Annotated in this window: 22 protein-coding genes; 7 read left to right on the forward strand and 15 right to left on the reverse strand. The window is 44.9% G+C overall.

Annotated elements, in window-relative coordinates; genetic code table 11:
* Together serS and VFW36_RS00150 are read left to right on the forward strand one after the other, a co-directional pair.
* Window positions 1-625 (forward strand): serine--tRNA ligase (serS, locus tag VFW36_RS00145; protein ID WP_329656798.1); only part of this gene is annotated, 625 nt, incomplete at its 5' end.
* Between the two features lie 18 nt (window positions 626-643).
* The gene (locus VFW36_RS00150; protein WP_329656799.1) at window positions 644-2,989 is read left to right on the forward strand and encodes a tetratricopeptide repeat protein; all 2,346 of its coding nucleotides are present in this window, start codon (window positions 644-646) and stop codon (window positions 2,987-2,989) included.
* Here the strand turns inward: VFW36_RS00150 and pssA are convergent.
* The 8 genes from pssA to VFW36_RS00190 form a co-directional block, all read right to left on the reverse strand.
* The gene (gene pssA, locus VFW36_RS00155; RefSeq protein ID WP_329656800.1) at window positions 2,977-3,699 is read right to left on the reverse strand and encodes a CDP-diacylglycerol--serine O-phosphatidyltransferase; all 723 of its coding nucleotides are present in this window, start codon (window positions 3,697-3,699) and stop codon (window positions 2,977-2,979) included. The two genes, VFW36_RS00150 and pssA, sit on opposite strands and share 13 nt — an antisense overlap.
* 4 nt (window positions 3,700-3,703) lie before the next feature.
* Window positions 3,704-4,351, reverse strand: coding sequence for a phosphatidylserine decarboxylase (locus VFW36_RS00160; protein WP_329656801.1), 648 nt, complete (start codon window positions 4,349-4,351; stop codon window positions 3,704-3,706).
* A 12-nt stretch (window positions 4,352-4,363) separates the two neighbouring features.
* Window positions 4,364-6,322 carry an ATP-dependent zinc metalloprotease FtsH gene (ftsH, locus tag VFW36_RS00165; protein ID WP_329656802.1) on the reverse strand — a complete coding sequence of 653 codons (1,959 nt, stop codon included), beginning with the start codon at window positions 6,320-6,322 and terminating at the stop codon, window positions 4,364-4,366.
* A gap of 2 nt (window positions 6,323-6,324) precedes the next feature.
* Complete coding sequence (locus tag VFW36_RS00170; protein ID WP_329656803.1) at window positions 6,325-7,161, reverse strand: 50S ribosomal protein L11 methyltransferase; 837 nt, start codon at window positions 7,159-7,161, stop codon at window positions 6,325-6,327.
* Window positions 7,161-7,535 carry a chemotaxis response regulator CheY gene (locus tag VFW36_RS00175; protein ID WP_329656804.1) on the reverse strand — a complete coding sequence of 125 codons (375 nt, stop codon included), beginning with the start codon at window positions 7,533-7,535 and terminating at the stop codon, window positions 7,161-7,163. The genes VFW36_RS00170 and VFW36_RS00175 overlap by 1 nt, the downstream gene beginning before the upstream one ends.
* Before the next feature lie 72 nt (window positions 7,536-7,607).
* Window positions 7,608-8,306, reverse strand: coding sequence for a 1-(5-phosphoribosyl)-5-[(5-phosphoribosylamino)methylideneamino]imidazole-4-carboxamide isomerase (gene hisA, locus VFW36_RS00180; protein ID WP_329656805.1), 699 nt, complete (start codon window positions 8,304-8,306; stop codon window positions 7,608-7,610).
* 14 nt (window positions 8,307-8,320) lie between these two features.
* Window positions 8,321-8,932 (reverse strand): imidazole glycerol phosphate synthase subunit HisH, encoded by a 612-nt coding sequence (gene hisH / locus VFW36_RS00185; protein WP_329656806.1) that lies wholly within the window; start codon window positions 8,930-8,932, stop codon window positions 8,321-8,323.
* Window positions 8,929-9,837 (reverse strand): PDC sensor domain-containing protein, encoded by a 909-nt coding sequence (locus VFW36_RS00190; protein ID WP_329656807.1) that lies wholly within the window; start codon window positions 9,835-9,837, stop codon window positions 8,929-8,931. The genes hisH and VFW36_RS00190 overlap by 4 nt, the downstream gene beginning before the upstream one ends.
* A gap of 65 nt (window positions 9,838-9,902) precedes the next feature.
* Here VFW36_RS00190 and waaC point away from each other — a divergent pair, with 65 nt between their 5' ends.
* A complete protein-coding gene (gene waaC, locus VFW36_RS00195) occupies window positions 9,903-10,898 on the forward strand; it encodes a lipopolysaccharide heptosyltransferase I (RefSeq protein ID WP_329656808.1) in 996 nt (331 codons plus the stop codon).
* Window positions 10,895-11,779, forward strand: coding sequence for a lipid A biosynthesis lauroyl acyltransferase (locus tag VFW36_RS00200; protein WP_329656809.1), 885 nt, complete (start codon window positions 10,895-10,897; stop codon window positions 11,777-11,779). Before waaC ends, VFW36_RS00200 begins: the two co-directional genes overlap by 4 nt.
* On the opposite strand, the gene VFW36_RS00205 is transcribed toward VFW36_RS00200, so the two are convergent.
* Window positions 11,764-12,453, reverse strand: coding sequence for a dUTP diphosphatase (locus tag VFW36_RS00205; RefSeq protein ID WP_329656810.1), 690 nt, complete (start codon window positions 12,451-12,453; stop codon window positions 11,764-11,766). The two genes, VFW36_RS00200 and VFW36_RS00205, sit on opposite strands and share 16 nt — an antisense overlap.
* Window positions 12,454-12,495: 42 nt before the next feature.
* Between VFW36_RS00205 and VFW36_RS00210 the strand changes: the two genes are divergently transcribed.
* Window positions 12,496-12,672, forward strand: a complete 177-nt coding sequence (locus VFW36_RS00210; RefSeq protein ID WP_329656811.1) for a uracil-DNA glycosylase — start codon at window positions 12,496-12,498, stop codon at window positions 12,670-12,672.
* On the opposite strand, the gene VFW36_RS00215 is transcribed toward VFW36_RS00210, so the two are convergent.
* From VFW36_RS00215 to VFW36_RS00225, 3 genes are read right to left on the reverse strand one after another with little or no spacing between them, the layout of a single operon-like run.
* The gene (locus tag VFW36_RS00215) at window positions 12,650-13,057 is read right to left on the reverse strand and encodes a hypothetical protein (protein WP_329656812.1); all 408 of its coding nucleotides are present in this window, start codon (window positions 13,055-13,057) and stop codon (window positions 12,650-12,652) included. The two genes, VFW36_RS00210 and VFW36_RS00215, sit on opposite strands and share 23 nt — an antisense overlap.
* Window positions 13,057-14,391: a hypothetical protein gene (locus VFW36_RS00220; RefSeq protein ID WP_329656813.1), complete on the reverse strand. Its 1,335-nt coding sequence runs from the start codon at window positions 14,389-14,391 to the stop codon at window positions 13,057-13,059. Before VFW36_RS00220 ends, VFW36_RS00215 begins: the two co-directional genes overlap by 1 nt.
* Window positions 14,388-14,846, reverse strand: a complete 459-nt coding sequence (locus VFW36_RS00225) for an SET domain-containing protein (RefSeq protein WP_329656814.1) — start codon at window positions 14,844-14,846, stop codon at window positions 14,388-14,390. Before VFW36_RS00225 ends, VFW36_RS00220 begins: the two co-directional genes overlap by 4 nt.
* Window positions 14,847-15,981: 1,135 nt before the next feature.
* Between VFW36_RS00225 and VFW36_RS12495 the strand changes: the two genes are divergently transcribed.
* Together VFW36_RS12495 and pgeF are read left to right on the forward strand one after the other, a co-directional pair.
* Window positions 15,982-16,635: a methyl-accepting chemotaxis protein gene (locus tag VFW36_RS12495; RefSeq protein WP_414720203.1), complete on the forward strand. Its 654-nt coding sequence runs from the start codon at window positions 15,982-15,984 to the stop codon at window positions 16,633-16,635.
* Window positions 16,636-16,682: 47 nt separating this feature from the next.
* Window positions 16,683-17,432, forward strand: coding sequence for a peptidoglycan editing factor PgeF (gene pgeF / locus VFW36_RS00235; protein WP_329656816.1), 750 nt, complete (start codon window positions 16,683-16,685; stop codon window positions 17,430-17,432).
* Here pgeF and dxs read toward each other — a convergent pair.
* The 3 genes from dxs to VFW36_RS00250 form a co-directional block, all read right to left on the reverse strand.
* Window positions 17,419-19,236 (reverse strand): 1-deoxy-D-xylulose-5-phosphate synthase, encoded by a 1,818-nt coding sequence (gene dxs, locus VFW36_RS00240; protein ID WP_329656817.1) that lies wholly within the window; start codon window positions 19,234-19,236, stop codon window positions 17,419-17,421. The genes pgeF and dxs overlap by 14 nt on opposite strands.
* A gap of 42 nt (window positions 19,237-19,278) precedes the next feature.
* Window positions 19,279-20,055: a flagellar assembly protein FliH gene (gene fliH / locus VFW36_RS00245; RefSeq protein ID WP_329656818.1), complete on the reverse strand. Its 777-nt coding sequence runs from the start codon at window positions 20,053-20,055 to the stop codon at window positions 19,279-19,281.
* Window positions 20,056-20,060: 5 nt separating this feature from the next.
* The coding region (locus tag VFW36_RS00250) for a FliG C-terminal domain-containing protein (protein ID WP_329656819.1) at window positions 20,061-20,330 on the reverse strand (270 nt) is incomplete at its 5' end.

Here is a 20,330-nt window from a genome sequence, read left to right on the forward strand (position 1 = left end):
GGGACAACTTCCGAAGTTCGAAGAGGATCTCTTCAAAGTCGAAGAGGAAGAGCTCTATCTCATCCCGACGGCGGAAGTACCTCTCACCAACCTCTACCAAGACGAGATACTAAACGGTGCGGAGTTACCGATCAAAATGACGGGATATACCTCATGTTTCCGTAAAGAGGCGGGGAGTGGCGGACGAGATGTGCGCGGGATGATCCGTCAGCATCAGTTTCACAAAGTCGAACTCGTCTCGATCACCCGTGCCGATCAAAGTGACGCGGTATTTGAAGAGATGGTTGCGTGTGCTTCCGATCTCCTGAGTGCCCTCGGTCTCCCTCACCGTCTCGTCACTCTCTGCAGCGGAGATTTAGGTTTCGGTGCGGCGAGAACGGTCGATCTCGAAGTGTGGCTTCCGGGGCAAAATACCTACCGTGAAATCAGCTCTGTTTCCAATACACGGGACTTCCAAGCCCGCCGTGCGAAGATCCGCTACAAAGAAGAGGGTAAAAATATCCTCGCACACACCCTAAACGGCTCAAGTTTAGCTGTCGGACGGACGATGATAGCTATTATGGAAAATTTCCAACAAGAAGACGGTAGTATTATCATCCCTGCCGTATTGCAAAAATACCTCTAATCCTACGAAAGAGAGCATATGGCTGATCAAGAAGAGATAATCATCATCGAGGAAGCCGATGCCGCAGGTGTCGAAAAAAAGGTCGATGCAACCGAAGCCCCCGCCGATGAGAAACCAAGTCTTTCAAAAAAGAAAAAACTCATTATTGCGGGAGCGGGAGCGTTGGTGCTACTCCTCTCTATCGGAGGAGGATTGGTTTTTGTCTTCTCCGGTCACGGGGAGGAGAATGCCGTAGCAGTCGAAGAGACAGCAGACAAAAAAGCTCCGAGCGAAGAGGAGATTATCGAGCCAAGCGAATTAGAAAACATGATCGAGCGGGCAAACTACCTCTACGCGAACGGGAATGCAACCGAAGCACTAAAACTCTATGAGAAAATTGCCCTCTACTCCGAAGCGATCAGCCAATACAACCTCGGTGTCGTCCAGCTCAAAGAGGGGGAACACGAGCAAGCTCTCAATAATTTCAAACGCTCCATCGCTAACAGTGAGAATCGTTGCGTCAGTGCGATCAACGCCGCAGTATGTGCTTTGCACCTAAAGCGGGAAAAAGAGTTTAACTACTACATCAATATGGCGCAGTCGTATCTCCCTCAAGAGAGCAACTCACCGATGTATTCGTATTATTACGCACTGATCAACTATTACAAAGGTAATTATCTCGAAGCCCTCAGTGCCCTCAAACACCCTACCACCGAAGAGTATCAGACAACCCAAAATAAACTTCGAGCCAAAATCAGCTCCATGTTCGGAGGGTTCAACGATGCCATCACCGCTTTGGAAAATATCCCTCAAGAAGAGGACTCTTTTTCGTTAGGACTTATGTACGCGAATCTCGGTAATATAGAGAAAGCGACGAAATACCTCAATGACGCCATCATGCAAAACGACATACCGATTCAAGAAAAATTGGCTCTCGCTTTTGTCGATCTCAAAGCAGGACTCCATCGTGACGCTTCGAAACTGATCAAAGAAGCTACGGATACAGACCCCAACCAAGTATATGCCCCCTACCCTATCCATGTCTTTTTAAAACCGTCTCTTTATAACCCCGATGACATTCAACGCCTTTATCGAGAACATAAAGCAGATAACCGTCTGAAGATCTATCAAAGTGTCTTTTATTTTGCCCCATATAAAATTTTTAATGCCGATCAAACCCTCAACTATATTCGCAAAGGAAATGCCAATATCTATATCGATGACATTGCAAGTGCCAAAGAGTATTTACAAACGAGTACACGTGCATCCAGTGTCGATTACGGTATAGCACTTGCGGTTCAAAAAGCCCTCAAATTTCGTCTCAGAGACGCCAATCAGCAACTATTGACGCTTCTCAAACGAAACCCGCAACACGCTATATTGCATTACGACTTGGCATTAACGTATGCACAGTTGGGCGATATTCCGAAAGCGCATGAGCATTTCTTGCGTTCGTATCATCTCGATGCCAATAACTATATGTCCGGACTTTTTGCTATTATGAGCGGTAATATGATCGGAAAAGATACCGTAAAACTCTCCTCGATTCTCAAAGACAACCTAACCCAAGAACCTGAGAAAGAGGAGTTTGAGCTTTACCGTACCCTCTTTGATATTACCCAGAACAACATCCCGAGTGCATCCAAATGGCTAGAGAAAAACTATAAAGAGCGCCCTTTTTATCTGGCTCTTGAGGTTGCAATAGCAGATGAAATGAATCAAAAAGAAGATGCCCGAGCCTATGCCAAACGTCTAGCCGCACTGAAACCCAATGACATCCTCCCGCATTTGATGGTCATTGACACCCATTTTGGAGATCAAAAGCCCAAAGCATTTGCAGCATCAGCAATAAACTACCTCAAAAAACAGTCGTTTCATTATGATGATCTCTATTTCGGACCGCAGATCACACGAGAGAAAATGACCCTCATGTCAGCCATGACCGGACAGCTTACACCCCTCATACAACGACTTGAGACGCGACTGCAAATTACAACCGATAATACGGCTGATATTGTCGGGGTATTGGCACAAGCATATTTCTATAACCAAGATTTCGAAAAATCGTACACCCTCTACAATCAGCTTATCGATACCCATAAGATTCGTGATGAGAAAACTCTGTTTATGGGGGCATCTGCCTCAATCGGTGCTGAGCATTATGAAAATGCGATTGCCCTGTTGGAACTTTCCAAAATTCAGAACCCTACCTACTTAGAGACCCGCTACGCCCTTGGGCTTCTCTATATGCAAAGCCGCAATAATCCGGCGGCAGTCATCTCATTTGACAAAATGGGAAATACAGGGTTTAAATCACAAAATTTTGACTTTGAAATCGATACTGAAAAGCTCGCAAAAGAGCCTCAAAACTATCACCCTCTGTGAATGAGTCGCCGTACCAAATAAAAAGAGGCGCGAAGCGGTCCGTATAGCAAATAGCCGGCCGCTAAAATCGCCATCCCCTCAATCGGATAGATAAAAATCCCCATCGCAACCACAATCAGTCCGATCAAGAAACGGATGAAATGAAATGTTTTAAAATTCATCTTTTTAAAGCTCGGATAGCGTATATTGCTCACCATCAAAACAGCTAAAACGAGGGCTAGCGGAAGAATATATACCTTGAATGAGCTAAGGGTGCTATAACGTTCAAGCAATAAAATCGCAATCGAGATCATAATTGCCGCGGTAGGGATCGGAAGACCGATAAAAACACTCGGTTCAATCCGTGATGTCGTAACATTAAAACGGGCAAGTCGTACCGCACCGAAAATGATAAAGAGGGCACTCACCATGATCCCGATTCGTCCGTAGGTGTCGCCGACATACAAATAGAGCAACAACGCCGGAGCAACACCGAAAGCGACAATATCGGCAAGCGAATCGAACTCGACACCGAAATGGCTCGCCGTATTGGTAAGACGTGCAACCCGTCCGTCCAAACCATCAAAAATCAGGGCTAAAAAGATAAACCACGGCGCGGTATCAAACGATCCCTCTAGGGCTAATACAATCGCATAAAAACCCGAAAAGATAGATGCTGCCGTGAAAAAGTTGGGGAGAAGATAGGCGATAGGGGGAGGAGACTGTCGCATCGTCTTACGCTGCGTTCATATATCCGATGACACTCTCACCCGCGCGGACACTGGCACCGGCATTTACCGATACTCGAGTGTGTGCAGGGAGATAGATGACACTACGCCCTTTTGCTAAAAAGCCGTATCGTCCACCCTCTTTGAACTTTTGGCTTTTTTCAAGCTCAATACCGATCGGGAAACAGCTCTGTTCACTCAAATGCTCAATAAAAATTTCATCCCCTTTTTTAGAACGAAACGAGATAACCGCTTTTTCGTTTAGGGTATCAGACAAAGGATTGTAAAGCGGAAGTGATGCGCCGTGTCGGATTTTAAACCCTTCCACTTCACAGTCAAACGGAGCGCGAAGCATCGAAACATCCCAAAGGGAGTTCATGATCGTCACTTTTGACATCTTTTGATCATCAACATTCGTCTCTTCGACAGAGAGGACGATTCCGTCCACACTACTGATAACGGCATCTGATTCCGTCTCAACCGTATTACGTTCAGGATTACGAAAAATCATCAATACGGCAAGCAGTAGCGCTCCGAAAATGAATTGAAACAGGTGCAATCCTGTCATCGTAAAAAACAAGAATAGAGCGCCCAAAACGCCTGAAATTAGCCATCCTCGGTTTGAGAGGATAAAGGTATCGTTTTGTATACTCATTGCATGCTCCTTTTATTCGTCAATAACGACGGTTTTACTCGAAGGGGTCTCTTTACGAGGCTCAAGTTTTGTTTCGAGGCTGTTTTCAACCTCGTAAGCCTCAATAATCTCACGAACTTGATCACCGGAAATATTCTCTTTGGCATAAAGGAGTTCTACGATTTTCTCAATAGCACCGCGATACTCTTCCAAACGGGCTTTGACTTCTTGGTAGCGCTCATGGAGTGATTTTTTGATAAAAGAATCCATCTCTTCTGCCATTTTATCACTGTACTCTCTAGCTTGTGTCATACCGCCGCCCAAAAATGTACTTCGCTGTTTTTCGAGTACCATCAATCCTGCGACGTCACTCATACCGTACATTTGTACCATTGCTTTGATAATATCAGTAGAGCGTTCCAAGTCGTTTGCCGCCCCTGTACTGATCTCACCAATAAAGACCTCTTCTGCCGCACGACCGGCTAAGAGAACATCTACTTCTGCCCATAGCTCATGGCTTTGCATCAAATACTTGTTCTCTTCAGGGGTATTAAGCGTGTAACCGAGTGCCGCCAATCCTCTTGGGACGATAGAGACTTTGGAAACTTTCTTAGCCCCCTTCGTCGTTTCAGCTAACAACGCATGACCGCTCTCGTGATAAGCCACGATACGTTTCTCTTTCTCATCGATGCGTCGGCTCTTTTTAGAAAGACCTGCAATCGCACGCTCGACCGCTTCACGCATATCGGCTTGGCGAACGGTTTTTTGACTTTTACGTCCCGCGAGCAATGCCGCTTCATTGACGATATTCGCTAAATCGGCCCCCGCTAACCCTGCAGTAAGGCGAGCGATCTCTTCAAGATCGACATCAGCGTCTTGTTTGACCCCTTTGACATGGACGTTAAGGATATCGATACGCCCTTGATAATCAGGTTTGTCTACCAATACCTGTCGGTCAAATCGTCCCGGACGCAACAATGCAGGATCGAGTATTTCAGGACGATTGGTCGCCGCTAAAATAATGATCGGGGTATCGGTTCCAAAACCGTCCATTTCGGCGAGGAGCTGATTGAGGGTTTGTTCTCTCTCATCATTTCCCCCCATCACTCCGCCTGCGGCACGACTTTTACCGATGGCATCGATCTCATCGATAAAAATGATCGACGGAGCATCTTTTTTCGCTTGTTCAAATAAATCGCGAACACGCGCTGCACCGACACCGACAAACATTTCGATAAAACTTGAGCCTGATACGGAGAAAAACGGCACTTCTGCCTCTCCCGCTACCGCTTTGGCGAGGAGTGTTTTACCGGTACCAGGGCTACCGACGAGCAAGACCCCTTTAGGGATTTTAGCTCCGAGTTCCACATAACGATCAGGAGAACGTAAAAAATCGACGATCTCCAAAACTTCTTCCTTGGCTTCTTGAGCACCCGCGACATCATCGAATTTGGTTTTCGGTTTTTCTGAGTTGATCAGTTTTTTGGAGTTCCCCATTCCCAAAATACCGCCACCCATACTGCGTTGCATTCGTCCGGCAAAAAACATCCAAATCGCGATGATAATCAAGAACGGAAAAAGCCATCCGAACATTTCGGTAAACCAGTTGGTCTCGCTAAAGCCTACGTAATTGATCTTCTTTTCGTCCAATAGGGGGATAAGACTAGCATCGGGTCCGACGATTCGTGTCGTGTACGCTACTTTTCCGTTAGCATCATTGCCGATTGCTCGAATAATGGTTTGTCCGATAGAGACTTTTTCAACCTGCTTATCGTTGATGAGACGTTTGAGATCGGCATAACTGATCTCTTGGGTACGAGTCACGTTTTGACCGTTCATTTTCCCGCTCAATTCACTTTCATCACCGATTACTGCTTTGAAAAGAATGATAACGACAATCGAAAAAAGGGCAAAAGTGATGAGAGGATTTTTATTGAAAAAATTACCGTTTTTATCCGGATTTGGGTTTTGATTCGATTCGTTATTAGACATATTTATCCATTTCCTTTTAGAGTCACCACAAGAGTTACCCATTCGTTTTCGACAAGACGTTCGCTCAATTCAAAATTTTTATACGCACGAAGAACTTTCTCTTCGTATTTATCCATAATTCCGGAGAGGATCAAAACACCCCCATCACGCAACCTTTTTTTTAGGTCGCTCGCGATAAAAACCAATACATCAGCAACGATATTGGCGATAATCACATCATATTTCTCGTTGGTCTCATTGATCGGACCTTCCCATAAACGGCGATATGTTACGTGATTTTGTTCCGCATTGACGATAGCGTTTTCAACAGAGAGGGGATCGGTATCGCATGCATCAACAACGGCCCCTTTTTTAATCGCGGCAATCGCTAATATTCCGCTTCCGCACCCGACATCCATCACTTCATCGCCGGCGTTGACATACTTGGCTATACCTCGAAGGCACGATGCTGTGGTGGGATGATGACCTGTCCCGAACGCAAGAGCAGGGTCGATTGCGATATTTAGCATCCCCTCACGAGGCGCTTCCCAAGTGGGATGGATATAAAACGGATCAATTTCAATCGGGGTTATACCTTGCTGATATTGCGCGATCCAATCGTCATTTTTCTCTTTGGTGAGGGTCATCTCGACATCAATGACTTCCCCTAACGCACGTTGCAGTGCTTCGGAAAACTGCTCGATACCCCAACTGATCGTCTCAAGGTCTTCTTCACTGCGGATAATAAACCCTTCATCGATCTCTTCAAATCCGACCGGAAGTACATCGACAAGGAAATCACTAAAAAGCTCAAGATGCGATGATGGCTTCACCACCAACATATAATAGTGATCTTGCATTAACCCTCAGTACCAAGTACGGCGGCAAGTTTTTCTTTAAGAACTTGTGGAGTGAACGGTTTAACGATATAGTTGTTTACCCCCGCTTTAAGCGCGGTAATAACCTCCGCTTTTCCTCCCTCAGTTGTCACCATGATGATAGGAAGATCGGCAAAACGGGCATCTGCACGTACTTTTCTTACCAATTCCAAACCATTCATCTCCGGCATATTCCAGTCGGTAATCAACATTCCCATATCCGGATTTGCATCAAGAACACCCCATCCTTGAAGTCCGTCTTCACCTTCTAAGACATCTTCATAACCGAGTCGAGAGAGTGTGTTTTTGATAATACGGCGCATTGTCGAGCTATCATCTACAACCAATAATTTCAAAGTACGTCCTTTAATTGATACATTTTCACAGAATTAATACCCAATGATAACCTAACCAAGTTTGCGTTAAGTTTAAAAAAAGTTTTTGAGCTCAATTCTACCCTCATAAAATGCTTTTCCGACGATCACACCGGAAACTTCACCGCTTTTGAGCAACGCATGAATATCGCTCTCATCTTTTACTCCACCGCTCGCAATCGTAGGGATTCCTGATGCACGAGCAATTTCAAGGGTAAAATCGACATTTACGCCCGAAAGTGTACCGTCACGTCCCACATCGGTACAAATAATCGCTTCAACTCCCGCATCGGCAAACGCGCGCGCCAAATCGGTGGCCTTCATGTTGCTCACTTCGCCCCACCCCTCAACGGCTACATAACCGTCAATCGCATCGATACCGACGACGATAGGGTATTTAGCCGCCATCGACTTGACGAATTCGGGATCGCGAAGGGCGATAGAGCCTAAAATCAGCCGATCAATCCCGAGTTCCAAATAACGCTCTATCGTTGCTTCATCACGAATACCGCCGCCGAGTTGGAGTTTGACGTTGCAATTTTCCCGAATTAGACGAATCTGCTCCAAGTTTTTCGGTTCCCCCGCAAACGCACCGTTAAGATCCACCAAATGAACCCACGATGCACCCATCTCTTCAAACGTTTTAACAAGTTCCCACGGAGTATCGGAGTAGATTTTCGCACTCTCCATAAGCCCTTTGGTGAGGCGTACCGCTTTGCCGTCTTTTAGATCAATCGCCGGAAAAATAGTCATAAATACAAATCCTTTTAGAGGTTAATAAAATTTTTGAGAATGGAGAGTCCGTTTTGGTGGCTTTTCTCCGGATGAGGCTGAATCCCCATAACGTTCTCGTGGGCTACGGCGCTTGTAAATCGGTACCCGTAAACCGACTCGCCGATACTGTCCGCGTCATTCGTACATAGGGCATGGTACGAGTGGACGAAATAGAGATAATGGGCTTCATCGAGTCCTGCGAACAACGGGTGCTCACGGGTAAACATTCGATTCCATCCCATGTGAGGAACTTTGAGCGGTGTATGAAAACGGCTCGTATCAAATGCGACCACTCTACCTTGGATTAGTCCAAGCCCCTCAGAGAGTCCGAACTCTTCGCTCGATTCAAACAACAACTGCATCCCCAAGCAGATCCCGAGCAAATATTTGCCGCTTTGCGCGTATTGGCGAACCGCTTCATCCATACCGCGCTGGCGCAAGTGTTCCATCGCATCAGCGAACGCTCCGACCCCCGGCAAAATGATCCGATCATACGAACTCAATTTCTCCGGATCGGATTCAACAACCACTTTTTCTCCTAACAGATCAAAAGCATTTTTCACACTGGCCAAATTGCCCATGTTGTAATCAACAATTGCTATCAACGACGCTCTCCTAAGTTGGTAAAACGGATATAGACGGCTAACCCGACAAGCAACATCGCTACCCCTCCGATAATATAAATCGCATTCGCCAACATCGCCGGTTCCGTCATAGCGAATTTAAATACGAGCATCAACGCCTCTATAGAGAGAGCAATGATAATAGAACCTAAAAATCGTACCATGGTTTTGTGAATACTAGAATCGGGATCGTGTTTCGGACGTCCCAAAACCTCCTCCTCAAAGAGCGTTTTAACCAAATCGAGTATCGCCAAAGAGAGGGTCAGCAAAATAGTCGCTTCAAACACATCTTTGATCTCGATCTTGTCATACTGCCCCATCCCGTATGCCATAAATCCTTCAATCCCTTTGACAAAAAGGAGTAAGGAGACCAAAGCGAGAACAAGGGTAAATGCCCCGTACGCTATTCTAAAAAAGCGCCCTGCAAATGATTCAAGTGCCATCGGGTGAGCAATTTTCAACACTTCCGCCAACGGCATATCGATACAGGCGACATAAACAATCTCACCGTTCTCATCAAAGATAGGCTCAGACGCCGTAACGGTGAGTTCATCATTGAGCAATGAGGGATACGGATCGGTGATCGTGCATCGGCGCTCGTGCATCGCACGGTAATAATAGGCGCGCGTTGAACGGCTCACCCCGATGTCTTCTTCTTTTTTTCCGTTTTTGAGATACGTCGGAGTGACCTGATTTCCCGCTGCATCGAGTAAATAAGCCGCTTCCAGTCCCTGAAGATCACCCCGAATTTTTAACAAACGAGCCGTTAGGGAATCAACCGAAACAGAAGGGAGATGATTGGGGAGATTTTTATGAAACAGATAACAAAAATAGGCACGCGCTTTCGGACGAATTTCGGCAAACTGCTGAATATCTTGAACAACCATGTTTTGTAGCCCCTTATCCCTTATTTTGATGGTGATTGTAGCTTAGTTGCGCTATAGTTACGCTTATGAATTCCGCTAAAACCCGTATCGCTATTGTTCGTCTCAGCGCATTGGGCGACATCGTCAACACCGCCGTAGCGCTCCAAATCATCCATAAGCATTATCCGAATGCACGTATCGATTGGTACGTAGAAGAGGCGTTTGCCCCCATATTAGAAGGTCATCCCCTCCTCCATGAAGTGATCCGTGTTCCGATCAAGCGGATCAAAAAAACGAAAAGTTTTCAGCTTCTGCGAGAGAGTATACGCCATCTCCGATCACGAGAGTGTTACGATCACATCATCGATGCGCAAGGGCTTCTTAAATCGGCAATTGTTGCTTCTCTCATCAGAGGTAAAGTGCACGGGTTTGATCGCAACAGCATCCGCGAAAAGCTAGCCGCATCCTTTTACGATACCACCTCTGACGTCCCTTATGAGACGAATGTGATCAAACGCAATGTTATGGTCATCACCGAAGCGCTACATATCCCCTATGATGAACAGGATATTCTCCATAAAGCTCCTCTGTTTCCTCAACAAGAACGACCTTCCGTACTCAAAGAAGGGAAGAATATCGCTTGTGTGATCGGTGCTTCGTGGCCGAGTAAATGTTATCCGAAAGAGCACTTTGCCACACTTTGTTCACAGCTTCCCTATCCGTGCTATTTGATTTGGGGGAGTGATGCCGAAAAGCTCGATGCCCAGTGGATTTGTGAGCACGCTTCCAATGCCATTATTGCACCGAAAATGTCGCTGAGAGAACTGGTCAATTTTATCTCCCATTGCGATCTCATCATCGGAAACGATACAGGTCCGACCCACATGGGATGGGCTATGAACCGTCCTTCCATCACCCTTTTTGGTCCCACCAACGAGCGGATGATCTATCCGACACCGATCAATAGTGCCATCAAATCCCCCTCTGAGGTCAATATTTTAAAAATCAATCGTCACGATTTCTCTATCCGAGAGATCGACCCCGATAGCGTATTCCAAAAAGCGAAGGAGCTTTTAGCATGATCTTATTCCGTCTCTTTTTAGTCTTGGACGCGATATTGATGAAACTCCCCTATCGCTGGCGCAAAGGGATTTTTACCTCTCTGGCATCTATCGCTCACTACTTAGCCCCCAAACGCAACCGTATTATCCAGCAAAACTTGGCATTTGCCTTTGGTGACACCCTATCAATGGACGAAAAAGCCGAAATCGAACGCTACTGCTACCGCAATTTAGCCCTAAACCTCCTCCAAACTATGGAAAACCGACGCAATACGACCGAAGAGATCGCGCGTCAGGTACACTTTGAAAACCGCGAAAAAGTGGATGAGATTCTATCGCAGGGGAGAGGGATTATCTTCGTTTCCGCCCATTTTGGGAACTGGGAACTCGGCGGAGCGGCACTATCATCGCTCATCACCCCCATTGCTTCGATCTACAAAGGGTTCAGCCGAAGCGAATTTGACCCCTATTTGCTCGAAGCGCGGACACGACATCGAATGGTGCTCGCCGAAAAAAGCGGCGCACTCAAACACATGGCAAAAGCGCTCAAAAACAACGGCTCCGTACTCATTATGATCGATCAGGCAAGCAACCAAAAATACGGCGTATCGGCTGATTTTTTCTCTCATAGCGCCTATCACTCCTCTACGGCGGCTCAGCTTGCGGGTAAATTTCATTTTCCCATCGTGGGGGTCTACATCACGAGCGAAGATGAAAAGAACTATACGATTGCGTTTGAAGATCCTATCGAAGTTGAGGGGGTAAGTGCAGAAGCCGTGATCGAAGCGACCCAAAAGCAAGTCCATGCACTGGAGCGCCGTATCAAAGAGCACCCGAAACTATGGTTCTGGTGCCACAAACGGTGGAAAGGGGAGTATAAAGAGATTTATACTGCCGGATAAGCCTCTTCTAAAAGCGAATAAAGCTCTTCCGGTGTCATATCGGGATGAGCTTCCCATCCGCTTTTCATCACGGCATTATCTTCCAAGCCGTTCCAAATCTTGATATAGCTCCCCTCTTTGTATCCGTGATCTTGACGGAATTGATTGAGGATGTTTTTACCTACGTACAAACGGTACAGCTGCGTCACATTGAGCGCTCCCAAATACGCCAGTTCAAAAAACTCTTCTATCAATGCACCGATCATCTCTGGAGAGAGCGGGATGAGGGAAAGGCGCATAACGTTCTCGATTTTCGTCATTAGAATATCATCACTCCCGAACGCTAAAGACGCTTCGGTGCTGAGTTTTTGATATTCCGGTGTTTTCGACATCCGCTCCGCCAACTCTTCGATACTCTCCGCTTTACTGATATAGGCAAATTCCAATACCAGACTCATCACAAAATGCCATACGTCGACAATCTCGATTTGGAGGTTCTCATAATCGGTTGCTTGGGAAATGCTTTTCCAGTGTTTCCATCCGAACGAATCGATCATCTCCGCCGATTCCATATAAATACAGCGACGCCAGTTAATCGTTTTACCGTTTTTCGTTACCCCTTTTTCCCAGCCTAAACCGTTGGTTGCATCGTTTAGTTTTTGTTGTAATTCAAGCATACAAAGTAATTTATTCATGGCTATCCTTTTCAAAGTCTCAAATTATAGGTAAAATTTCCTATGCAAAAAATTATCTGTCAGAAATGTATCTACTATTTTGTTACATGGGAAGCCCATCAACCGCACGGATGCAAAGCATACGGCTTTAAATCGAAGATGATCCCCTCCATGGTTGTTCAAAGCTCCAGCGGAAAACCGTGTACTCTATTTCAGCTCAAAGCTCCCGTTTCCAAGTAATCTTTTTTCCGAACCCGAGAGTGTTATCGGTCATTTTGACCTCATCAAGCCGTATCATCCATAATGTCGGATTCATGACACGTGCGTAAGGGAACGCATCGAAATAGAGACTTTTTAGGTTCTCGCTAGATGGTTCCATGATTCCGACAAACTGTATCCCCTGAATTTTCCCCACCGTTTTCGTCTCCAGCGCGACCGTTCCGGCGACATGGTGATTTTGCGCCACATTGTTCATGTGTTCCGTCGTCTCATCCGAGGCGACGATAAACGATATACTCTGCGGATCATACGCATAAAACATCGAACAGCACCATAACCGATCCCCCATGGTTGCCAAAGAGAGGAGATGATGCTCGCCGATAAAGCGCTCTATTTTTTCAATCATTATTTACTTTTCACATACCAAAGATACAACAAAAATATCATCGAAATCAAGGAAATAGGAAGCATGATTTCCGTAAAGCTCTCCATTCCAAACGGCAAAAATTTTGAAATACCAAAATTTTCTGTACGACTTTTGACTATTTGTATAGACGATAAGTAATCGTTCCACACACTTATAATGGTAAATAGCTGTAAAACCCCGATAACTAATAATATTTTATTTTGCCGTTGCTCTGCTTCTAAAGAATTTTGATCATATAATCGATCGAGATGATTTTTAAAAAAACCGATATATCTATTGGAGTTTTTTAGACTATCTTCAATATTCCATTTGCTTTGAATTTTTTTATACACTTTTTCATTATACTCTTCAATCGCCGCTTTAAAATGTTCATTATGAAGTATTATAAATTCTACTTTGATAATAAGCCGATTGACTGTTTTTGTAAGTTCCATAAACGATGAATTATTCACATGAAAATCATTGACAAAATTATTCAAGAGCATATTTAACTCTTTTAAATAAAACCACATATATTGCATATGAAACGTAATAGGGATTGTTTTATACATTTCATTACGCTGATCTTCTCTTTGTAGGTTACTAATGAAGGTATGAAATCTTCCGTTAAAAGAGAAATCATTGCTATTGATTTTAAAAAATTCAGGAGTACCGACTCGTTCACCTTTTTCATTAAAATAGTGAAACATCTCCACAAGACGGGTATGCTCTAGCTCTGATAAAGATGCTTGGAGTATACACGTAATGTTACCGGTATCATTTTGAATAAAAACCTGATTCTCACTTAGCGTTTTATCAATCATTTTCGAAGTGTAGTTTTGAATGTATTTTAGAGTAGCTATTTGCCCCTCTTGCACACAAGATGAAATAGTTGGATATTCATCCGATTTAACCAATAGATTACGTACTTCATTATACAAATCGTACTCATTCTCTCTCAACATCTCTAGTTGCTCAAATGAAATATCCATCGCTATTTCATACATAATGATAAAATAATTAAATCGCGAATCAAGCAATAGATAACTTTTATTTTTGTCGCTGTTTAAGAAAGGGGCAAGCGCATGAGACTTTTCAGTTAACTCTTGCTTTAACCGTGGCAGTGTATCGATTATCCCGTCGATTGGTAGGATGTGATCAAATGAATTGTAATACTTTTTAAAATACTCAAGCCATAACGGCTTATGCGCAAGGTTCTGTCGTAATTCTTGGGAAAGAGGTGTTGCCGCTGTATAGATTTTTTCTGCACTCTTGAGATCATATGCGACCGGTTGAACACAAAAGAATGAAACTTCTAACGGCTTTGAGCTCATTTTAAAAACTCTTTTTCGGAGGTAAAATAGTCATCGCGAAGCGGTTCATCATTGTAATTGATCGTTAATTCCTCTCCGATCTCAATATCTTTAAGGGCGATAATACGATGCGGGAATGAGAGCACTTTCACATTCGGAGTTTTTGAGTGATTGATATAGCTGTATTTTGTCCTAAAAGGTCTCACAAGCAATGTTTTTGTATCTAATGCATTCCATTCCATAAAAAAATACTCTTCCAAATCCCCCGTATCTCCCTTGAGAGATAGATGATTTGATTCATATTTGTCCCAATCAATCACTTGACCATCCAACACACAAACCGTTGATTGAGCGCTAATCACTTTTATAGCGAATAAGCCGAATCCATGTATCGGACTTTCTTTAATCTCTGTATTGGGAATGTTATCAATCACAATGCTTTTAACAAAATCAATATTGTTTGTTTTTTGCAACACCCTGCCGTCCTTATCTATTTTGAGCAGTATAATCAGAGAATACTAAAAGTGAGAGAAAAAAACAAAATATAAAGCAAAGCTTAAAATATTTTCATCAATGGTCACAGAAATGTCGACTAAAAATGACCGATAAATGACCGTTCACTTGATATTATTATTAAATTTTTTAATAATGGAGTTACACGTGACTATAAAGCAACATCTCAGTTACGGGATCGGTACAGTCATTTTTCTCGTAGCACTCAACGCCACTATCGGTTCTATCAACAGCCATAGTGTCAGTACACTCGTAGAAGAGACTTCCACCGAATCAGTTCCCCAGGCATTAAAGGCAACCAATGCAAAGTTTCAAACCTGCCAAATGCAACAGTTTTTGACCGATGCTTCGTTAACCCAAGAGAATGGACCTGTCGAAGAGGCCGATAAAGCGTATGCTTCCTTTTTGGAAAGTATGGATACCTTTGAAAAGATGTTCAAAGAAGAGGGAAATACCCAAGCAATAGCAGAAGTTGAAGATCTTAAAAAAGATGCTACTGCGTTGATCGAAGCAGGCAAAGCCATGAAACAAGCTTATGCCCACAGTGATTCCGAAGGGGATACAGCTATGAGCCAATTTGACCAAATGAGTCAAAAATTGGCGGAAAAGATTGATAAGCTCAAAGATACTCAGGTCAAAGAGGCTTCCGAAAATCTCTCCACTGCAAAAGAGGAATCAAATTCTTCGATGATCATCACCTTTTTTCTAGGGGTATTTTCAACACTCATCGGACTGGGTGTCGCTTATTTCACAACCTCTACCATCGGCAGTGCAGTCAGAGCGCTCAACGATAACGTTCATACGATGGTTACCAATAAAGATCTTACCCATGTATTGACTCTTCCGGGAAAAAATGAGCTGACCGAAGTAGCCGATAATATCAATGCGCTGACCACGGCATTACGCGATACATTTGCTACGGCACAGCACTCTTCCGCCGAAAACCTCTCGGTAGCTACAGAGCTCTCTGCTACTACGCTTTCGATCGGCAGACAGGCAGAAGATGCCTCTAAAATCGTCACCGAAACGACTGAAAATGCCAACATCATCAAAAATGAGATGAACGATGCCGTTCTCCGAACTCACGAAGTAAGCGATATGGCGACCAATGCACGAACCAATCTCACCGCCGCACAAAAAGCGCTCAAAGAGACGGTAGAATCTCTCAACCAAACGGTAGAGATTGAAGCTGCGATGAACGAAAAACTAAACTCCCTAACCCATGAAGCGGAACAAGTGAAAAACGTCCTCACGGTCATCTCCGATATTGCCGATCAAACCAATCTCCTAGCTCTCAATGCGGCTATCGAAGCGGCACGGGCGGGTGAACACGGACGCGGTTTTGCCGTGGTAGCCGATGAAGTGAGAAAACTCGCCGAACGTACCCAAAAAAGCCTTGTCGAAACCAATGCAACCGTCAATATCATTGTCCAATCGATAATGGATATGTCAGAGCAAATGAACGAAAATGTCCGCCGTATGGAAAATCTCTCATCTCTCTCATGTGAAGTCGAATCGCATACCGAAATGGCGGTGAATACCCTCACCGCTACGGTTGAGGGGATGCATGAAGTCGCTCATAAAGCCGAAAGCAATACTAAACGCAATGATGCGATCATCGATGAGATCAATAAAATCAGCGTCATGTCGGCATCCAACGTCCGAAATGTGGAAGAGATCGCGGCAGCCGCCGAACACTTGCACCATGTCGCCGCAGAGATGACTGCACAAATCTCTACCTATCGAACATAATTTAGCATTTATTTCTACGCAAAGAGAGTCACGGTATACTCATTCCCATGAAAACCGTCTCTCTATCCCTTTTTACACCGTTTCCTAGTATTACCGCCGCCTTCACATCGCGGCACGGCGGTATCTCAAAAGCCCCCTATACTGATGCCAATCTCGCGTTTCATGTCGGAGACAACCCCGAAGACGTTGTCACGAATCACGATCTCCTTGCCGATACGCTCGCATATAATCGACACTCTCTCATCCATATGCGACAAATTCACTCGGATCGGATCGTTATCGTTGATGAAACTCTCAATTTCGATACTCCCCCTGAATGCGATGCCCTCATCACCAATCGTATCGAAACCCCGCTTATGGTGATGAGCGCCGATTGTACTGGGATATTGATCTATGACCCCATCCAAAAAGCGATAGCAGCTGTCCATGCGGGACGAGCTGGGGCGCTCAATGCCATCCTCCCCAAAACGATCCAAAAGATGGGAGAAGCATTCGGTTCTTTACGTGAAAATCTTCATATCGTATTAGGACCTTCAATCGGCGGGTGCTGTTATGAGATCAATGAAACGATCGCTTCAGAGTGTACGTCAAAGGGGTACGGCTTGGCATTACGAAGAGAAGATGAAAAAGTATTTTTGGATGTCAATACGATTTTACTAAAGCAGTTAAAAGAGTTGAACATAGAAAACGTAGAGGTGATAAAGCACTGCACATCCTGTCGATGCGATGAGTACTTTTCCTACCGTGCCGATGCTCAGCAAACGGGGAGAATCGCAGGGGTGATTATTCTGCGATAATGCGAGCGGCTAGCTGTTCAGGGAGAAGCCCCAAAGACTCTTCGACAAGTCGGGTATTGCCGTGTTTAATAAACTCGTCATCATATTCGAAACTCACTACCGATACATCGGTAATTTTCTCTTCCGACAACCATTCCAGCAAAGCACTGCCGACTCCGCCGAGGCGAGACGAATCACTGAAGACATACCATTGTTTATGCTTATGTGCCATTGCACGCAACATCTGGGTGTCCAGCGGTTTGACAAAGCGCAAATCCAGAAGTGAGGGTTTCTCTTCCATCAAAGCTATCGTTTGCGCCGCACGCCCTACTCCGTTGCCGTATCCGATAAAGAGTTTATTGGAATCATTTGAGATTAAAAGTTGCGATTTTCCCATTTCATAAGGGACAGATTCCGGTAATTCGACATCAAAGAATGAGCCTCTCGGATAGCGGATAGCGCAAGGGTGCTCATAAGTGGACGCAAACTCGATGATCTGATGAAAGGATCTCTCATCGCGCGGAGCGCATAGGGTCATATTCGGGATAAAACGTAAAAAGTTGATGTCGAATACCCCTTGATGGGTTTCACCGTCTTCACCGACGATTCCGGCACGATCAAGGGCAAAGACCACCGGTAAATCCATCAAACAGACATCATGGATAACCTGATCGAATCCCCGTTGTAAAAAGGTCGAGTAAATCGTACAAAACGGTTTAAATCCCTCTTTTGCCAATGAACCCATCGATGTCACCGCATGTTGTTCGGCAATCGCAACATCCCAAAATCGCTCAGGATATTTTTCCATCAGAGCGCTCAGCCCCGTCCCGCTCGGCATCGCGGCAGTCACCCCTACAATTTTGGGATTTTTATCGGCTTGGAGCATCAGGGCATCGGCATAGATCTGCGTCGCGCTCTTGAGAGAACTTTTGGTGCTTGAGGCTCCGCTTTTAAGATCAAACGGCGAGACACCGTGCCATTTTTCATGTTTTCCCTCGGCGATCTCATACCCTTTCCCTTTGATCGTCTGAATGTGGATCAGTACCGGTTTGCCCATCCCCTTGGCAATCTCGAAGGTCTCGATCAGCGATTTGAGATCGTGCCCGTCGATGGGACCGATATACTCAATCCCCATCTCTTCAAACATGATCCCCGGAGTAATCAGTTTAAACGACTCTTCAAACCGTTTGGCGAGATAATGAGCCCCCTCGCCGAAGTTGTCAACAAACTGCTCTGTTTTCTTTTTGAAGCGCTGATAAAAAGGGCTTGCCATCGCCGAACTGAGCATTCGGCTAATCGCACCGATCGGTTTGGCAATGCTCATCTCATTATCATTGAGGATAATGACCATCGGATATTTACGATCCCCCAGCTCATTCATCGCTTCGTATGCCATTCCTGCCGACATGGCACCATCACCGATCACCACGACGGGAATACGACTCTCCTGCTCATTTTTGAGGGCAATCGCTTTGGCCGCACCGACACCAAGTGAAATCGAGGTCGAACTATGACCCGCTACGAAATAATCGCTCGCTGATTCGGAGGGTTTGGTATAGCCGCTGAGTCCCTCAAACTGACGAAGGGTCGAAAACTCTTCCCATCGGTCGGTGAGAAGTTTGTGCGCATACGATTGATGTGAAACGTCAAAAATAAATGGATCTTTAGTCGCATCAAACACTTTGTGCATTGCGACAATAATCTCTGTTGCCCCTAACGTAGAGCTCAAATGCCCTCCGTTAGTGCTCACCACCTCTAAAATACGGTCCCGTATCTTTTGTGATAGTTCTTCTAATTGCGGCAAAGTAAAATTTTTAATATTCATCGTAATGCACTGTCCTACTCTAATTCAATAAATCAACTATGGTTACGATTCAAGTAACAAAGAACGCTTCAATCTCTCATAGCGCTTTTTAATCTCTGAATCGATATTTCCCGCATCACTGATCGCTACCACACCGCCTGCACTGATAGCGCGATCGGACAACACTTCAACATGAGAAAGTGATCCCACTTTTTCAGAGATAAATCCGTGATCGGCAGGATTCACCCGTAACGTAATTTTAGACGCATCTTTGAGCTCTTCGATCAAATCCGAAGAGAGCTTGGCGGCAATTTTAGCACTATTTTCATGCGTTTCTATCCCTATTACCTCTTTGGCAATATCAAGAGCCGTATGGGTCAACTCTTTTTGGATCGAGCCCAAAGCACTAACAAATTCGGTCGCCGCATTTTCAAGCGTTTTAACCGATTGGGCAAGCTGGTCATGCGATTGAGCACTCTGTCCTTCGGATTGTGCTTTCTCTTGTGCTATACCGGCTTCCAACCCTTCGGCATAAGCGCTCTTTTTTGCTTCCTCTAGCGCAGTTGCATGTTCTTCTTGTAACGATTCCAGACGCATTTGCATCTTGATGACGTTGGAACTCATCTCATCCGCTTTTTTCATCAACGATTCGATAAGTTCATCTTTAGACGATTTAACCTCTTCTTTGCGCCGTTCTTCAACCGGCTCGGAGTGAGCCATATTATTGATTTCATGAGTTGCTTCGCCGATACTCAATCCCGAAAGCGATGAGAGAATTTTAAACTGGTATTTACTGACGGTATGTGTTCCGGTAGCGTTGTGATGAATAACGACGTCCATCTAGTTTACTCCACCATCTCTTCAGATTCACCGAGCTGTAAGACACCCTGCTCGGCCAATGCCTGAACCGCATCCACGATTTTACGTTGTGCGGCTTCGACCTCTTTCATCTTAACGGCACCCAAGAACTGCAGCTCTTCGATAAAAGCATCTTTGGCACGTTGGGACATATTGGCATAGAATTTCTCTTTGAGCTCTTCTGCCGCATTTTTGAGAGATAGCATAAGATCGTTTTTATCGACTGCTTTAAGGATCTCGCGAATACTGTTGTTATC

The organism is Sulfuricurvum sp., from assembly GCF_036279695.1.
Taxonomy (GTDB): Bacteria; Campylobacterota; Campylobacteria; order Campylobacterales; family Sulfurimonadaceae; genus Sulfuricurvum.

Excerpts from the sequence above, each read along its gene's own strand:
- pssA (WP_329656800.1), bottom strand. The coding sequence starts at position 3,699 with ATGCGACAGTCTCCTCCCCCTATCGCCTATCTTCTCCCCAACTTTTTC.
- VFW36_RS00215 (WP_329656812.1), bottom strand. The coding sequence starts at position 13,057 with ATGATTGAAAAAATAGAGCGCTTTATCGGCGAGCATCATCTCCTCTCT.
- hisA (WP_329656805.1), bottom strand. The coding sequence starts at position 8,306 with ATGACTATTTTTCCGGCGATTGATCTAAAAGACGGCAAAGCGGTACGC.
- VFW36_RS00210 (WP_329656811.1), top strand. The coding sequence starts at position 12,496 with ATGCAAAAAATTATCTGTCAGAAATGTATCTACTATTTTGTTACATGG.
- ftsH (WP_329656802.1), bottom strand. The coding sequence starts at position 6,322 with ATGTCTAATAACGAATCGAATCAAAACCCAAATCCGGATAAAAACGGT.
- VFW36_RS00160 (WP_329656801.1), bottom strand. The coding sequence starts at position 4,351 with ATGAGTATACAAAACGATACCTTTATCCTCTCAAACCGAGGATGGCTA.
- VFW36_RS12495 (WP_414720203.1), top strand. The coding sequence starts at position 15,982 with ATGGCGACCAATGCACGAACCAATCTCACCGCCGCACAAAAAGCGCTC.
- VFW36_RS00190 (WP_329656807.1), bottom strand. The coding sequence starts at position 9,837 with ATGGTTGTTCAAGATATTCAGCAGTTTGCCGAAATTCGTCCGAAAGCG.
- VFW36_RS00220 (WP_329656813.1), bottom strand. The coding sequence starts at position 14,391 with ATGAGCTCAAAGCCGTTAGAAGTTTCATTCTTTTGTGTTCAACCGGTC.
- VFW36_RS00205 (WP_329656810.1), bottom strand. The coding sequence starts at position 12,453 with ATGAATAAATTACTTTGTATGCTTGAATTACAACAAAAACTAAACGAT.
- VFW36_RS00170 (WP_329656803.1), bottom strand. The coding sequence starts at position 7,161 with ATGCAAGATCACTATTATATGTTGGTGGTGAAGCCATCATCGCATCTT.
- VFW36_RS00150 (WP_329656799.1), top strand. The coding sequence starts at position 644 with ATGGCTGATCAAGAAGAGATAATCATCATCGAGGAAGCCGATGCCGCA.
- pgeF (WP_329656816.1), top strand. The coding sequence starts at position 16,683 with ATGAAAACCGTCTCTCTATCCCTTTTTACACCGTTTCCTAGTATTACC.
- waaC (WP_329656808.1), top strand. The coding sequence starts at position 9,903 with ATGAATTCCGCTAAAACCCGTATCGCTATTGTTCGTCTCAGCGCATTG.
- dxs (WP_329656817.1), bottom strand. The coding sequence starts at position 19,236 with ATGAATATTAAAAATTTTACTTTGCCGCAATTAGAAGAACTATCACAA.
- VFW36_RS00200 (WP_329656809.1), top strand. The coding sequence starts at position 10,895 with ATGATCTTATTCCGTCTCTTTTTAGTCTTGGACGCGATATTGATGAAA.
- fliH (WP_329656818.1), bottom strand. The coding sequence starts at position 20,055 with ATGGACGTCGTTATTCATCACAACGCTACCGGAACACATACCGTCAGT.